Genomic DNA, 14935 nt, shown 5'->3' on the forward strand with positions numbered 1-14935 from the left:
CCGTATCGCGACCGCCGATGGGGTGGAACAGCTGGGACTGCTACGGCACGACCGTGACCGAGTCCGAGGTGCTCGCCAACGCCGAGTTCATGGCCGAGCACCTGCTCCGCCACGGCTGGGACACCATCGTGGTCGACATCGACTGGGCCGACCCCACGGCGCGTTCGCACGGCTACAACGCCGGCGCCCCGCTGCACCTCGACGAGTACGGCCGCCTGATCCCCGACCCCGGGCGGTTCCCGAGCTCGGCGGGCGGCGCGGGATTCGGTCCGCTCGCCGCGCGCATCCACGAGCTCGGCCTGCGTTTCGGCATCCACACGATGCGCGGGATCCCGCGGCGCGCCGTCGCTCAGGACCTGCCGATCCTCGGGAGCGCGGCGCGCGCGTCCGAGGTCGCCGACGCGGCGAACGTGTGCGAGTGGAACCCGGACATGCTGGGCCTCGACCACGGGCACCCCGCCGCACAGGCCTACTACGACTCGACCCTGGCGCTGTACGCCGGGTGGGGCGTCGACTTCATCAAGGCCGATGACATGCTCTGGCCGTATCAGGCCGCGGATGTCGAGGCCTACGCGTCGGCGATCCGCACCTCCGGCCGGGACATCGTCCTGAGCCTGTCGCCGGGGCGCGATCTGTCGCTGGAGCGTCTCGAGCATCTGCGCGAGCATGCCGACATGTGGCGCATCTGCGATGACCTGTGGGATCAGTGGCCGGACGTCGAGGCGAACTTCGCCCGCTTCGCGCGCTGGGCGCCGTTCGCGGGGGAGCGAGGCTGGCCGGACGGCGACATGCTCCCGCTCGGGCGCATCGGCATCCGCGCCGAGCGCGGGGAGCCCCGCGACGACCGGCTCACCCCGGACGAGCGCGTGTCGCTGCTGACGCTGTGGATCATCGCGCGCTCGCCGTTGATGATCGGCGGCGACCTCCCCTCATCGGACCCGGCGACGATCGCGCTGTTCCAGAACGATGACGCGCTCGCCGTGCTGGCCTCATCGTCGCGCAACCGAGAGGTCTTCCGGGAGGGAGCGCTCGTGCTCTGGGCTGCCGACGGCCCCGACGGCGTGCGGTACGCGGCGGCGTTCAACGTCGGCGGCGAACCGCTGGAGGCCATCCTGGATGCCGGGAACATCGGCTTCCCGGCATCCGGTGTCGCGACGGAACTGTGGACCGGGCGCGAGATCCCTCTGGAGCCGATCGCAGCGCAGAGCGATGCCGCCCGGGGTGTGGCGCCGGGAAGCGCCGCGCTGCGCGTCGCGCTGCCGTCGCACGGCGCCGCGCTCCTCAGGATCTGACCCACTCCCTGTCTCCGCGAGACTTGGCCTGCGGAGTGAGACGTGCTCCCCTGCGCCAAGTCTCACTCCGTCAGCCAAGTCTCGCGGGATGCGGGATGCGGGAGCGGGAGTGGGGTGGGGCGAGCGGGGGGAGGGCGTAGGGTTCAGGAGTGAGCAGTGGCACGGACCGGCGGGTGACGATCGCGGACATCGCGGCACGCGCCGGGGTGTCGATCGGCGCGGTCTCGTTCGCGCTCAACGGGCGCAAGGGCGTGTCCGCAGACACGCGGGCGCGCATCCTCGCGGTCGCCGACGAGCTCGGGTGGGCGCCGGCGAGCGCCGCCCGTTCGCTCGCGGGAGCCAAGACCGCGACATTCGGACTCGTGCTCGCGCGCGACCCCCGCAACCTCGGCGTGGAGTCCTTCTACATGCAGTTCCTCGCGGGGATCGAGAGCGAACTGTCGCTGCGCAACCACGGCCTGCTCCTGCAGGTCGTCCCGGACATCCAGAGCGAGCTCGAGACGCTGCGCGGATGGCACAAGGCGCGCCGGGTCGACGGAGTGATCGTCACCGACGTGCGCGTCGACGATCCGCGCATCGCCTACCTCGCGAAGACCCCGGGCCTGCCCGCTGTCGTGGTCGGCGACCCGAGCGTCGCCGAAGGGATGACGACGGTCGGCACGGACGACGCGACCGCGGCCAGGGCGGCCGTGCGTCACCTCGTCGACCTCGGTCATCGCCGCATCGCGCGAGTGGCCGGTCTGGCCGAGCTCGCGCACACCCGGCTTCGCGATGACGCGTTCCTCGACGAGATGCGGCTGCAGGATGCCGAGCCCACCGTCGTTCACACCGACTTCACCCCTGCGGAAGGCGTCGAAGCCACCGGAGCGGTGCTGACCGCGGCGGAGCCTCCCACGGCGATCGTCTACGACAACGACATCATGGCCGTCGCCGCGCTCGGGGTCGCCGCGCAGCTCGGCATCCGCGTGCCGGACGACCTGTCCATCGTCGCCTGGGACGACTCCGTGCTGTGCCAGCATTCCTATCCGCGGCTGACCTCGCTGAGCCACGACGTGGTGAACTTCGGTGCGCACGTGGCGAGGCGGCTGTTCGACGTGGTCGGCGGCGCGCCCCCTGAAGCCGACCTGGATTCGACGCCGGTCCTCCAGCCGCGCGAGTCCACCGGACCCGCGCCGCGCTAGCCGTCAGCGCACCGCCGTCAGGTGCAGCACCAGGGCCTGCGCGGGCCACAGCGTCGGCAGCTGCAGTCCCACCCGCTCGAGCACGGACCCCGGCAGCGTGATCTCGCCGCCGCGCATCCAGGACGGCAGGATCCAGCCCGCTCTCGTCCGGCCGATCTCGTTCCGCACGCGGACGCGGTAGCGGCGGTCGGGATCGAGGCCGGGGAAGCGCAAACGCTCGGCGCGGGCGTCCGCGACGCTCGCGATCGTCGCGACGACGAAGACGGCGGCGGCGGCATCCGGCGTCACATGGCCCGTGACGCGCCAGGCCGGATCGCGCAGATCCGGGTGCACGACCCTGCCGCCGTGCACGATCGGACGCAGTTCCCGGTACAGGGCCGTGAAGCGCGCGAGCGCCGCGGTCTCGTCCGCGTCGCAGCCGAGGATGTCCCATTCCAGTCCGGCGCAGCCGAGCAGGCTCGTCGCGATCCGGTACGACAGGTCCGTCACGCGGCCCGAACTGTGCGACGCGGTCGGGCCGACGTGCGCGCCCACCAGTTCCGGCGGCAGCAGCAGTCCGGTCCAGCGCTGGATGTCCTGACGCTCGACGGGGTCGTTCGAATCGCTCGCCCACACGCGGTCGGTCACCTGCAGGATGCCGAGATCCGTGCGGGCCCCGCCGCTGGAGCAGGATTCGATCTCCAGCCCGGGATGGCGCTCCTTGAGCGCGGCGATGAGCCGCAGCACGGCCGTCGTCTGCGCGTGCGTCCCGGGGATGCCGTCGTGCACGCTCTCGACGAGATCGCGATTGTGATCCCACTTGATGTAGTCGATCCCGAGCTCCGCGACGAGCCCGCTCATCTGCTCGAGGATGTGCGTCCAGGCATCCGCGTTCGCGAGGTCGAGGACGTACTGCGAGCGCCAGCTCAGCGAAGGGTCGTGATCGAGGTGGCGCGGATCGTGCAGCAGCCATTCCGGATGGGCGCGGGCCAGATCGGAGTCGAGACTGATCATCTCGGGTTCGAACCACAGCCCGAACTGCATGCCGAGCGCGTGCACGCGATCGGCGAGGACGCCCAGCCCGTCCGGCCAGGCGCGCGCGTCGACGATCCAGTCGCCGAGACTCGTGGTGTCGTCGTTCCGCCCGGCGAACCATCCGTCGTCGAGCACGAAGCGCTCGACGCCGATCTCCGCCGCGCGCTCGGCCAGGGCGATGAGTCGAGCGGGATCCTGATCGAAGTACACCGCCTCCCAGGTGTTCAACGTGAACCGCCGGTCCGTACGCGGATGCTGCGGACGGGAGCGCAGCCAGTCGTGCACACGCGCCGACATCGCGTCGAGGCCGTCTTCCGCGTAGGAGAAGACGACGGTCGGCGCGGCATACGTCTCGCCCGGCGCCAGGACGAGCTCACCGGGGCGCAGCAGCGCACCCCCGCCGATCAGCGTGAGGCTGTCCGTGACGCGGTCGGTGCGATGCGTCGTGTCGCTGGGCCAGGCGATGTGGGATGCCCAGACGCGTCCGGAACGCCAGCGCGGCTCTCCCTCGGACGCGATGAGCATCGTCGCTGCGTCATGGCCCGGCCGCCCCCGTCGCGACTGACGTGCCACGGAACCGGCGGGGAACTCGGTCGTGACCGGGCGCTTCTCCCGACTCCAGCGGCCGTCGAACGTGGTGAGGTGCGAAGCGGTCGTGGGAACGGGCAGCGTCGCCTCGAGCCATTCGACCTCGACCGGTGCGGCATCGGCTCCGCCGTCGTGGCGCAGGACGGCGTCGACGAGCACGAGCCCGCCGGGCACCAGTGCGATGCGCTGCGTGAGCGCGAGCCCGCTCGACGCATCCCGCGCCTCGAACTCCAGGGCGGATGACGTCGCCTCGATGGTGTCGAGCGTCCAGCGCGCGGTGTGCAGTCGTCCTTCGCGCCGCAGCTGCATGCCAGGACGTCCGCTCCAGCCGTCCGCCTCGGCGGGCATGACGGTCAGTTGCTCCGCGGCGTCCAGGGTGCCCGGCGCGCTCTGGCGGTCGAGGCCCTCGGCGGCCCGGGCGAGGTCGGCCTGGTCCAGCGCGCCGAGCTCGTCGCCCCAGTGCAGCACGCGGGGGAGTCCGGTGCCTCGGGCATCCACGAGGACGCCGACGCCGTCGCGCTCGAGCAGGAACAGCGCCGTCATGTCGCTCTCCTCTCGCGGGGGCGGCGTTCGCCCGTGCCGCGTTCGACGATCCAGGTGGGAAGGACCACGCGGCGCGGCGGTCCCGTGGGGTCGCTCATCCGCTCGATGGCGAGCCGCCCGGCCCGCCGGCCCATCTCGATGGGGTCGTAGGTGATCACGGAGACGCCGATCACGTCGGCGGTGTCGAAGTCGTCGAAGCCGATGAGGGCGGTGGACTCGTCTCCGCGGGCGCGCAGTGCGCGCAGCGCGCCGATCGTCATCCGGTTGTTCCCGGTGATGATCGCGGTCGGCGCATCGGTGGAATCCAGCAGCCCGCCCACGGCGGCCTCGGGGGTCTCGTCGCGGTCGTCGCTCAGGCGGCACCACGTGGACGGGTCCGCGATGCCCGCCTCGGCCATCGCGGCGCGGAAACCGGCGATCCGATCCGCCTGGGTCGACACGCCGGCAGGGTTGCAGACGTATCCGATGCGGCGGTGTCCTCGCGCGAGCAGTCGCGTGGTCGCCTCGTGCACGATCCGATGGTTCTCCAGCACGACCGCATCGGCCAGGACGTTGACGGCATCGCGGTCGATCGAGATCACGGGTGTGCCGAGCTGTCGCTCTCCCTCCAGGTACGCCTGGTCCTCGGCGACGGGGATGATCATCAGGGCGCCGACCCGCTGTCCGAGCACGGCGTCGACCACGCGGGCCTCGCCCTCCGCGCTGTCGTCCGTGGTGGCCAGCAGAAGGTGATGACCGTGCGGGGCGATCTCGGCCTCGATTCCCGAGGCGAGCTTGTAGTAGAACGGGTTGCCGAACTCGCCCATCACGAATCCGATCGTGTGCGTGCCCCCGCCGCGGCGCAGCCCCTGGGCGAGCGTGTTCGGACGGAATCGGAGGCGTGTGGCGGCGGCCTGCACCCGCTGCGCCGTGACGGCGCCGACCAGATCCGGCTGATTGAACACGCGCGACACGGTCTTCGCGCTGACCCCGGCCAGGCGCGCGACATCGTCCAGGGTGGCTCGAGGCTGCACGGGCGTCATCGGAAGGGCTCTCGTCAGGGGCAGATCGCGGTCCATCGTAGCCATGAATCGCGTTCTGACAACGACGGACATCGGTCCGGGACGCGGGAGCGCTCCCAGCCGATCGCAGTCAATTCCCTGTTCAGAAGCGATATCTCCCTTCCTCGTCGAGTATCCCGACTCGATAAAATTGGACTAAAGCGCTTTACATCCGACGTGCGCTGTCCTACGCTGACATCCGCACCGACGGCGCTCGTCGGCGGCCAGACATCAAGGGAGATTCACATGGCATCACGCAAGGCAATGACCGGCCTTGTCGCAGTCGCTGCGACCACGGCGCTCCTGCTCACCTCGTGCTCGAGCGGCGGCGGAGGCTCGGATGCGGACAACGCGATCGACGGCGAGGTCAAGGGCGACATCAAGGTCGTCACCTGGCGCACCGACCTCGTCGAGGACGGCACGCTCGAGGCGTACGCGGAGGAGTTCACCGAGAAGTACCCGGACGTGACCGTCACGTTCGAGGGCATCACGGACTACGCCGGCGAGATGCTCACCCGCATGAGCACCGACAACTACGGCGACGTCATCGGCATCCCTGCGATCCAGCCCGACCAGTACGAGCAGTTCCTCGAGCCGCTCGGCGAGACGGCGGACTTCGAGGACACGTACCGGTTCCTCCCGGCCGCGAGCTACGAGGGTACGCAGTACGGCATCGCGTTCGGCGGGAACGCCAACGGCGTCGTCTACAACAAGAAGGTCTTCGAGGAGGCCGGTGTCACCGACCTGCCCACCAGCGAGAGCGAGTGGCTGGACGCCCTGCAGAAGGTGAAGGACAACACCGACGCCATCCCGATGTACACGAACTACAAGGACGGCTGGCCGCTCACGCAGAGCTTCGGCAACCTCGGTGCCGTCACGAACGATCCGGATGCACCCATCACGCTCGCCGAGGACCCGGCGCCGTGGACGGAGGGCACCGACATGTACGCGATCGACAGCCTGCTCTACGAGACGGTCGCGGCGGGACTCACGGAGGAGGACCCGCTCACCACGAACTGGGAGCAGTCCAAGGTCGACCTGGGCACGGGCAAGATCGCGACGATGCCGCTGGGATCCTGGGCCATCTCGCAGATCGAACAGGCTGCCGAGGACAACGGCGCCTCCGCCGACGACATCGGCTTCATGGCCTTCCCCGCGAACGTCGACGGCACGCAGCTGGCCGTGATCGGCGGCGACTACAACCTCGCGGTCAGCAGGCACTCCGAGTCGAAGGCCGCGGCCTGGGCGTGGATCCAGTGGGTCGTCGCCGAATCCGGGTACACCGAGACGCAGGGGATGGTCTCGCCGCTCAAGGACGCTCCCCTTCCGGAGTCGCTCTCCGACTTCGAGGCGGCCGGCGTCAAACTCATGGAGATCAACGCGGCGCCCGCCGGCAAGGAGGGACTGCTGAACGAGGTCTCCAGCGACTCGCAGATCGACCTGTACGGACCGATCTACCGTCAGAAGCTCATCGACGTCGCGCGCGGCGCCGCCGACGGCGACAAGGACAGCTACTTCGCCGAACTGAACGAGCGCTGGGGCGCCTCGGTCGAGAAGCTGGCGGGCTGAGGGCGGAGGGCGGCGCAGACATGGCCATCGCGACACCAGGTGCGGCACCGGCGGATGCCCCGGCCGCCCTCTCGGCGCCCGCTCGGGCGCGTCGAATCGGCGGGTTCCCCCGCCGGTCCGGCGCGCCCCGGGGCGGCACGGCGGGCAAGGGCCCGCTGCAGAAGCTCACCCCGTGGTTCTTCCTCGCCGCGGCGCTGGGACTGCTGCTGCTGTTCACCTACTGGCCCGCGCTGAACCTCTTCTACTTCAGCGTCACGGACTGGGACGGCATCGATCTCGAGAAGAACTTCGTCGGACTCGAGAACTACGTCGAGGTGTTCACCGACCCCCGGGTGTTCTCGGTGTTCGGCGTCAGCCTGTACTACTTCTTCGCGTCCTTCGCCCAGATGGCCATCGCGCTGTACTTCGCGACTCTGCTGAGCTTCTCCACACGCTTCTCGAACCTCTTCCGCGGCATCCTGTTCTTCCCGTACCTCATCAACGGCGTCGCGATCGGGTTCGTCTTCCTGTACCTGTTCCAGCCCGGCGGGACGCTCGACACGGTGCTCGGATGGTTCGGCGTGGTCGATCCGCCGCAGTGGCTGGGTGACCCCGACATCGTGAACTGGTCCCTGGCAGGCACGTCGGTGTGGCGCTACACGGGGATGAACTTCGTCCTGTTCCTCGGGGCGATCCAGTCGATCCCGCACGAGCTGTACGAGGCCGCCGATCTGGACGGTGCCAACCGCTGGCAGCAGTTCTGGGCGATCATCTTCCCGGGCATCCGTCGTGTGATCGGACTGAGCTTCATCCTGGCGATCTCGGGCAGCCTCAGCGTCTTCGAGATCCCGTTCATCATGACCGGGGGCGCGAACGGGTCCGCGACCTTCGTGATCCAGACGCTGCAGACCGCCTTCACCTTCCGCAACGTCGGCCTCGCCTCGGCGATGGCGGTCGTGCTCCTGCTCATCGTGCTGGTCGTGACCTGGATCCAGCGCCGAGTGTTCCCCGACGAGAAGGTGGATCTGACATGACCGGCGCCACCGGACCCGTGCGCACGATGCCGTTGCGCACCACCCCTCCTCGCCCGACCCGCGGGCGCTCGCTCGGCGAGCGGCTGCGCGGGGTGAGCGCGACGACCGCGAAGTACCTCAGCCTCGTGATCGCGGCGGTCGTCACGCTGCTCCCGCTGTCGGTCCTCCTGTTCGCGAGCCTCAAGACCGCGCAGGAGTACGCGCAGACCGGCCCCTTCGATCCGCCCGCGAACTGGCTCAACGTCGAGAACTTCGTCACGGCCTTCACGAGCGGGCGCATGCTCGAGGGATTCGTCAACACCGCGATCGTGCTCGTCGTGTCGCTGGCGGGAACGATCTTCATCGGCACGATGGCCGCGTACGCCCTGGACCGGTTCCACTTCCGCGGGAAGAAGCTGGTGTTCGGCCTGTTCCTCGTCGCCACGCTGATCCCGAGCGTCACGAGCCAGGTCGCGACGTTCCAGCTCATCAACGGCCTCGGACTCTACGACACCAAGGCTGCGCTGATCCTGCTGTTCATGGGCACCGACATCATCGCGATCTACCTGTTCATCCAGTTCATGCAGTCGATCCCGGTGTCCCTGGACGAGGCTGCGATGATCGATGGAGCAAATCGATGGACGATCTACTGGAGGATCGTCCTGCCGCTGCTGAAACCCGCCATCGCCACCGTCGTCATCATCAAGGGGATCGCCGTCTACAACGAGTTCTACACGCCCTTCCTCTATCTCCCGTCCGAGGGCCTGATCTCCACCTCGCTGTTCCGGTTCAAGGGACCGTTCGGCGCTCAGTGGGAGGTCATCGCCGCCGGCACCGTCCTCGTCATCATCCCCACCCTCATCGCGTTCCTGCTGCTTCAGCGCTGGATCTACAAGGGCCTCACCTCAGGAGCCGTCAAGTGACCCTCACCCCCGTCCGCACCGACCTGCACACCGGCTGGACCGTCCGCGCCGCCCACGGCCCCGCGCCGGAGCACATCGAGGGTCGCGTGATCCCGGCGGCCGTGCCGGGCTGCGTGCACACCGACCTGCTCGGCGCGTCGCTGATCCCCGACCCGTACCTCGACGACAACGAGGCGCTCCTGTCCTGGGTCGGGTTGGTCGACTGGACCTATGAGACGACGTTCGAATGGGCCGATGACGGCCACGCCCGTCACGACCTGGTGTTCGACGGGCTCGACACCGTCGCCACGGTCCGGCTGAACGGGCACGTCGTCCTCAGCACCGCCAATCAGCACCGCTCGTACCGCGCGGACGTGCGCGAAGCGCTGGTCGAGGGGACGAACCGTCTCGAGGTCGCCTTCCGCTCACCGGTGCGGTACGCGAACGCGCAAAGCCAGCAGCTCGCGCCGCGCCCGCGCGCCTATCCGACACCGTACGAGGCGATCCGCAAGTCGGCGTGCAGCTTCGGCTGGGACTGGGGGATCTCGACGGCCACGAGCGGCATCTGGCGTCCGGTCCGGCTGGAGTCCTGGTCGGTCGCCCGCATCGCCGAGGTGCGGCTTGCCGCGCTTCCTGCCGAGACCGGGGGGAGGCTCACGGCCCGCGTCCTCGTCGAACGAGCGGATGCCGCCGAAACCGCACCCCTGACCGTCGACGTCGAGGTCGCCGGACGCACCTCGAACGCGACGGTCGCCGGAGGAGCCGCCGATCTCGAGGTGGAGGTCGCGGATGCCGAACTGTGGTGGCCGATCGGCTACGGCGAGCAGCCGCTGTACCCGGCATCCTTCACCCTGTCGGATGACGAGGGCGTGCGAGACGAGACGCAGCGCCGGGTCGGCTTCCGCTCGGTGCGCTGGGACATGGAGCCGGATGCCGAGGGCACCCCGTTCACCCTGATCGTGAACGACCAGCCGGTGTACGTGAAAGGCGTCAACTGGATTCCCGACGACGCGCTGTTCGTGCGGGTGGACCGGGCTCGCTACGAGCGGCGCCTGCGACAGGCCGCGGCGGCGAACCTCAATCTGGTGCGCGTCTGGGGCGGCGGCATGTACGAGTCGGAGGACTTCTTCGAGCTGTGCGACGAGCTCGGCCTGCTCAGCTGGCAGGACTTCCTCTTCGCGTGCGCTGCCTATCCCGAGGAGGAGCCGATCCGCAGCGAGGTCGAGGCCGAGGCCAGAGAGCAGATCGTGCGGCTGTCGGCGCATCCGTCCCTCGTGCTGTTGACCGGCAACAACGAGAACCTCATGGGCTACGCCGACTGGGGCTGGCAGCAGGAGCTGGACGGGCGCACCTGGGGGGCGTTCTACTACTTCGAGCTGTTCCCCGAGCTCGTCGCCGAGCTCGCCCCGCACGTGCCCTACACGCCGGGGAGCCCGTTCAGCCCCGGTGGCCAGCACCCGAGCGCGGACGAGCACGGCAGCGTGCACCTGTGGGAGCAATGGAACCGTCGCGACTGGACGACGTATCGCGACCACCGCCCGCGCTTCGTGGCCGAGTTCGGCTGGCAGGGACCGCCGGCGTGGTCGACCATGACCCGGGCGATCTCGGATGAGCCGCTGACCCCGGAGTCGCCCGGCATGATCGTGCACCAGAAGGCGGCGGAGGGCAACGTCAAGCTCACGCGCGGATTGCTTCCGCACTTCCGTGTGCCGACCGACACCGACACCTGGCACTGGGCGATGCAGCTGAACCAGGCGAACGCTGTGCGCTTCGCCCTCGACCATTTCCGCTCGCTCGCTCCGCACAACACGGGTGCGGTGGTGTGGCAGCTGAACGACTGCTGGCCGGTGACGAGCTGGGCCGCGATCGACGGCGACGAACGGCCGAAGCCGCTGTGGCACGCGCTCAAGCACTCCTTCGCACCGCGGGTGGTCACGATCCAGCCGCGCGAGGACGGCCTGACGGCCGTGCTCGGCAACGACACCGCCGAGGACTGGGCCGGCGAGATCGTCGTTCGCCGGCTGCGGTTCGACGGCACGGTGCTGGCCGAGCAGACGGAGTCGTTCTCGGCATCCGCTCGGGGCGGCGCCGCGATCGTGATCGCCTCCGACGTCTCTTCCGCGCAGGATGGCGCGAGCGAGCTGATCGTGGCGAGCACGACGGACGCCCGCGGGTTCTGGTTCTTCGCCGAGCCGCGCGACTCGCAGCTGCCCGCCGCGGATCTCGCCGTCGAGACCGTCGCGGCCGACGGCGGAACCGAGGTGCGCGTGACGGCGAGGAACCTGGTGCGCGATCTGGCGCTGCAGCCCGACAAGGTGGACCCGGATGCCTCCACGGAGGACGGTCTGATCACGCTGCTGCCGGGGGAGACCGCGACGCTGCTCGTGCGTCACGCTCAGCCGATCGACTCCGCTTCTCTCGCCTCGTCTCGCGTGCTGCGCACCGCGAACGAACTGGTCGCGGGGGTCGTGCGTTGAGCGAGGGAACGACGTGAGCGAGTCGAAACACACCGGCCGCGTGCTCGAGGGATACGTCGCCGGGATGACGTGGGGCTGGACGGGCGTGCGCGGCACCTGGGCGACGGCCGCGGCATCCCGATCCATGGCGGCGATGGTCGATCACGGCGTGAACTGGACCGCCCTCGCGTACGCCGTGGAGCAGGCCACCGCGCAGTCGACCGAGATGCCGTGGGACCAGGCGCCGACCGTGACCGACGACGAGATCGTGTGGGCGATCCGCGAGGCCAAGTCGCACGGACTGAAGGTGTGCCTGAAGCCCGTCGTGAACGTGTCCGACGGCACGTGGCGGGCGCACATCGGCTTCTTCGACTGGGATGTGCCCGGCGAACCGAGCTGGACCGATTGGTTCGCGGCCTACACGGAGTTCATCCTGCATGCGGCCCGGATCGCCGAGGCCGAGGGATGCGAGATGCTCTGCGTCGGCTGCGAGATGGTGCGCGCGGACTCGCGCGAGACCGAGTGGCGGAAACTCATCGCCGCCGTGCGCCAGGTCTACGGCGGGATCGTCACGTACAACTGCGACAAGTACCAGGAGGACCACGTCACGTGGTGGGATGCCGTGGACGCGATCACCTCGAGCGGCTACTACCCGATCGACCGCTGGGATGCCGAGCTCGACCGCATCGAGAAGGTGGTGGAGGCATCCGGCACGCCGTTCTTCTTCATGGAGGCGGGGTGCCCGTCGCGGACGGGCTCGCCGGACCGTCCGAACGACTGGAGCCTGCCAGGGGAGCCGTCGGGCGCGGAGCAGCTGCGCTACTACCGGGCGATGTTCGCGGCGTGCGACGCGCGTCCGTGGATGCGCGGGTTCATGCTGTGGGACTGGCCGCCGACGCTGTACGCGGCGGAGGACGCGAACGACGACTACTGTCCGTACGGCAAGCCGGCGGGGGACTTCCTCCGGGAGGCGTACTCATCGAGGGCGGGCCACTAGCCCTACGATGAACTCGTGACAGAGACTCCGGAGAACCCGCAGCCCACCCCGCCGGCAGAGACCGGTCCCCAGACGCCTGAAGCGCCGGGGACCGGAGACCACGGATTCGATGCCGTGACCTCGTCGGCTGCGGCGCAGCCGTCCGCGGGGGAAGCTTCGGGTCCCGGTACCTCAGATCCTGAGGCGGATGCTCCGGCCGTGGAAGTCCCGGCGACGGCGGCTCCTGGCGCGGCGGCGTCCGACGCGACGCCGTACGGCGCAGAAGCGCCCGCTCAGACGTATCCGGACTCTGCGCCGGTCTATCCGGGCTCCGCGCAGCCCGACCCGTCGGCCACGCAGTATCCCGGCGCCCAGCCGTACCCGGGTTCCGCGCAGCCGGACCCCTCGGCCGCGTATCCGGCCGGATATCCCGGCGCGGCGCCGTACGCGACCGCCGGCTACGATCCGAACGCCCCGGCGTACGACCCGAACGCCACGGCTGGTGTCCCGCCGTACGCCGGCTATCCCGCCGCGCCCACCCCGAAGAAGGGGCTGTCCAAGGGGGCGGTGTTCGGCATCGTCGGGGGCGCGGTCGCCGTGATCCTCCTCATCGCCGCGGCGATCATCGTCCCCGCTCTGCTGCGGGGCCCGGCGGTCACAGCATCCGACATCGTCGAGGACTACCTGACCGCGCTGGCGGACGGAGACGCCGAAGCCGCGCTCGAGCACATCGACACCTACGGCGACGACAGCCTGCTGACGGATGAGGTCCTGCAGGCCTCTCTCGCCCTCGGCGCGATCGATGACATCGAGGTCGAGGAGCAGACGGAAGGCGACTCGTACGAGTCCACCGTGCCGGTGACCTTCACGATCGGCGGAGAGACGATCTCGCGGGAATTCCAGGTCTACAACTACGGCGATGACGACTGGCAGATCGTGGACGGGCTGATCGCGCTGTCCGGGTTCTACGGTTTCGAAGGGCTCGGTCTGACCGTCAACGGCGCCGAGGCGCCCGAGAGCGCGTATGTCTTCCCCGGCACCTACGAGCTGGCGCTCGGCGTCGAGGAGTTCGCGATCGAGGGCGACACGACGACCTTCGTCGTGGCCAGCGACGCGGATGCCGAGCCGCTGTGGGATCTGCGTCCGACCCTCACAGAGGAGGGAACCGCGACGTTCCGGTCGCTCGTGCGCGCCTCGGTCGAGGAATGCGTTGCGATGAAGACGCTCGCCACCCCGTGCGGCATGGATCTCACCGACATCGACCTGACGGGGTACACCCCGGTGGAGGGGACGGTCACGCGCACGATCACGGCGGAGGGCCAGTCGACGCTGGACAGCATGACGGCCGAGGTGTCCTCCGGAGCCGTGGTGACGAGCTACGACACCATCGACGTCGAGATGACGCTTCAGGGTGAGCAGGGCGGAACGCGCGCCGACTTCGAGGTGTGGTTCGGCGGCTACCTCGACTCCCCCAAGGTCGACTTCGCGGCCGAGACGCCGACGGTCGTCTGGGAGTGATCCGGCGCTGAGGCGGATGCCGCAGCATCCGCCTCAGCGTGAGAGCCAGCCGCGCAGCATCCGGGTCACCCACGGCAGGACCCAATAGGTCATGACCGGGGTGAGCACCAGGGTCGTCACGAGCACGCGCAGCCAGATCGGCTGCTCGCCCCATCCGGGGATGGGTGCGGACACGTAGGTGAAGAGCAGGTTCACCGGGAAGAAGCCCAGCCAGATCGTGACGGCCTGCTTCCAGCGCACCGGAGCCTCGGGGAGCGCGTCGGCGGGCACCGGCACCGCTCCCGTCGCCGGCTCGTCGAACCACCCCTCGATGCCGGTGCGGCGCTTCGAGCGCTCGCTGCGGATCAGGCCCTCGCCCAGGGACAGCCACTGCGTGCGCTCGGAGGAGCTCTCCCAGGCGTCGAGGGTCTCCGCGTTCGTGAACCGGTAGAGCATGTACCAGACGTGCGACGTCTCCCCGGCGCGGATCCAGCCGGACCCGAGGAATCCCGGATGCCGGTTCGCCAGATTCACGCCGGCCTGCACCCAGGCGGTCACCTCGGGGATGCGTTCGGGGTCGACCTCGCGGCGGATGGAGACGGTGACGGGTTCGCTGGACATGGGTGGCCCTCGGGTTCTCGGATGCTTGTGGCGCATACGAGTGTAGGCGGTCGCCGGTCTCCTTCCGGGCGTACCGGGGGAAGAAGGAGACCCCCGCCGACCCGATTCGGCGGGGGTCTCTCGCGGTGTGACAACCGCGAGCGGGAGCAATGATCGGCTCACCGCGGCGCGGAAAGTCTCTGACTACCCATTCCGGTCTGATCCTCCGCGCATCTGCAGTTGTAATCGCTCCAGGTGACCGGAAGGTGAACACGGGCGGAACTC

11 protein-coding genes are annotated in these 14935 nt (G+C 69.5%); 8 read left to right on the forward strand and 3 right to left on the reverse strand.

Annotated elements, in window-relative coordinates:
* Positions 1 to 17 precede the first annotated feature (17 nt).
* Together KYX17_RS21815 and KYX17_RS21820 are read left to right on the forward strand one after the other, a co-directional pair.
* Positions 18 to 1292, forward strand: a complete 1275-nt coding sequence (locus tag KYX17_RS21815; protein WP_243229887.1) for a glycoside hydrolase family 27 protein — start codon at positions 18 to 20, stop codon at positions 1290 to 1292.
* Between the two features lie 149 nt (positions 1293 to 1441).
* Entirely contained in the window at positions 1442 to 2473 is a 1032-nt protein-coding gene (locus tag KYX17_RS21820) for a LacI family DNA-binding transcriptional regulator (RefSeq protein ID WP_243229517.1), read from the forward strand.
* Positions 2474 to 2476: 3 nt separating this feature from the next.
* Here KYX17_RS21820 and KYX17_RS21825 read toward each other — a convergent pair whose 3' ends face one another.
* Together KYX17_RS21825 and KYX17_RS21830 are read right to left on the reverse strand one after the other, a co-directional pair.
* The gene (locus KYX17_RS21825) at positions 2477 to 4618 is read right to left on the reverse strand and encodes an alpha-galactosidase (protein WP_243229518.1); all 2142 of its coding nucleotides are present in this window, start codon (positions 4616 to 4618) and stop codon (positions 2477 to 2479) included.
* Positions 4615 to 5685 (reverse strand): LacI family DNA-binding transcriptional regulator, encoded by a 1071-nt coding sequence (locus tag KYX17_RS21830; protein WP_243229519.1) that lies wholly within the window; start codon positions 5683 to 5685, stop codon positions 4615 to 4617. Before KYX17_RS21830 ends, KYX17_RS21825 begins: the two co-directional genes overlap by 4 nt.
* A 219-nt stretch (positions 5686 to 5904) precedes the next feature.
* Here KYX17_RS21830 and KYX17_RS21835 point away from each other — a divergent pair, with 219 nt between their 5' ends.
* The 6 genes from KYX17_RS21835 to KYX17_RS21860 all read left to right on the forward strand — a co-directional run bounded on the left by KYX17_RS21835 (position 5905) and on the right by KYX17_RS21860 (position 14071).
* Positions 5905 to 7227, forward strand: coding sequence for an ABC transporter substrate-binding protein (locus KYX17_RS21835; RefSeq protein ID WP_243229520.1), 1323 nt, complete (start codon positions 5905 to 5907; stop codon positions 7225 to 7227).
* Positions 7228 to 7247: 20 nt separating this feature from the next.
* Positions 7248 to 8240, forward strand: coding sequence for a carbohydrate ABC transporter permease (locus KYX17_RS21840; RefSeq protein ID WP_243229521.1), 993 nt, complete (start codon positions 7248 to 7250; stop codon positions 8238 to 8240).
* Positions 8237 to 9142, forward strand: a complete 906-nt coding sequence (locus KYX17_RS21845; protein WP_243229522.1) for a carbohydrate ABC transporter permease — start codon at positions 8237 to 8239, stop codon at positions 9140 to 9142. The genes KYX17_RS21840 and KYX17_RS21845 overlap by 4 nt, the downstream gene beginning before the upstream one ends.
* Positions 9139 to 11598, forward strand: a complete 2460-nt coding sequence (locus KYX17_RS21850; protein WP_243229523.1) for a glycoside hydrolase family 2 protein — start codon at positions 9139 to 9141, stop codon at positions 11596 to 11598. Before KYX17_RS21845 ends, KYX17_RS21850 begins: the two co-directional genes overlap by 4 nt.
* Positions 11599 to 11662: 64 nt before the next feature.
* On the forward strand, positions 11663 to 12574 hold the full coding sequence (locus KYX17_RS21855; RefSeq protein WP_243229889.1) for a 1,4-beta-xylanase: 912 nt from the start codon (positions 11663 to 11665) through the stop codon (positions 12572 to 12574).
* A 15-nt stretch (positions 12575 to 12589) separates the two neighbouring features.
* On the forward strand, positions 12590 to 14071 hold the full coding sequence (locus KYX17_RS21860; RefSeq protein WP_243229524.1) for a hypothetical protein: 1482 nt from the start codon (positions 12590 to 12592) through the stop codon (positions 14069 to 14071).
* 33 nt (positions 14072 to 14104) lie between these two features.
* Here the strand turns inward: KYX17_RS21860 and KYX17_RS21865 are convergent, their stop codons facing one another.
* Positions 14105 to 14671 (reverse strand): antibiotic biosynthesis monooxygenase, encoded by a 567-nt coding sequence (locus KYX17_RS21865; RefSeq protein ID WP_243229525.1) that lies wholly within the window; start codon positions 14669 to 14671, stop codon positions 14105 to 14107.
* Positions 14672 to 14935 lie beyond the last annotated feature (264 nt).

It is taken from the genome of Microbacterium sp. CIAB417, from assembly GCF_022788845.1.

What these genes read in the sequence shown, in the direction of transcription:
- KYX17_RS21815 (WP_243229887.1), top strand. Translation starts at nt 18, where the DNA reads ATGGGGTGGAACAGCTGGGACTGCTACGGCACGACCGTGACCGAGTCC.
- KYX17_RS21825 (WP_243229518.1), bottom strand. Translation starts at nt 4,618, where the DNA reads ATGACGGCGCTGTTCCTGCTCGAGCGCGACGGCGTCGGCGTCCTCGTG.
- KYX17_RS21830 (WP_243229519.1), bottom strand. Translation starts at nt 5,685, where the DNA reads ATGGCTACGATGGACCGCGATCTGCCCCTGACGAGAGCCCTTCCGATG.
- KYX17_RS21835 (WP_243229520.1), top strand. Translation starts at nt 5,905, where the DNA reads ATGGCATCACGCAAGGCAATGACCGGCCTTGTCGCAGTCGCTGCGACC.
- KYX17_RS21840 (WP_243229521.1), top strand. Translation starts at nt 7,248, where the DNA reads ATGGCCATCGCGACACCAGGTGCGGCACCGGCGGATGCCCCGGCCGCC.
- KYX17_RS21845 (WP_243229522.1), top strand. Translation starts at nt 8,237, where the DNA reads ATGACCGGCGCCACCGGACCCGTGCGCACGATGCCGTTGCGCACCACC.
- KYX17_RS21855 (WP_243229889.1), top strand. Translation starts at nt 11,663, where the DNA reads ATGACGTGGGGCTGGACGGGCGTGCGCGGCACCTGGGCGACGGCCGCG.
- KYX17_RS21865 (WP_243229525.1), bottom strand. Translation starts at nt 14,671, where the DNA reads ATGTCCAGCGAACCCGTCACCGTCTCCATCCGCCGCGAGGTCGACCCC.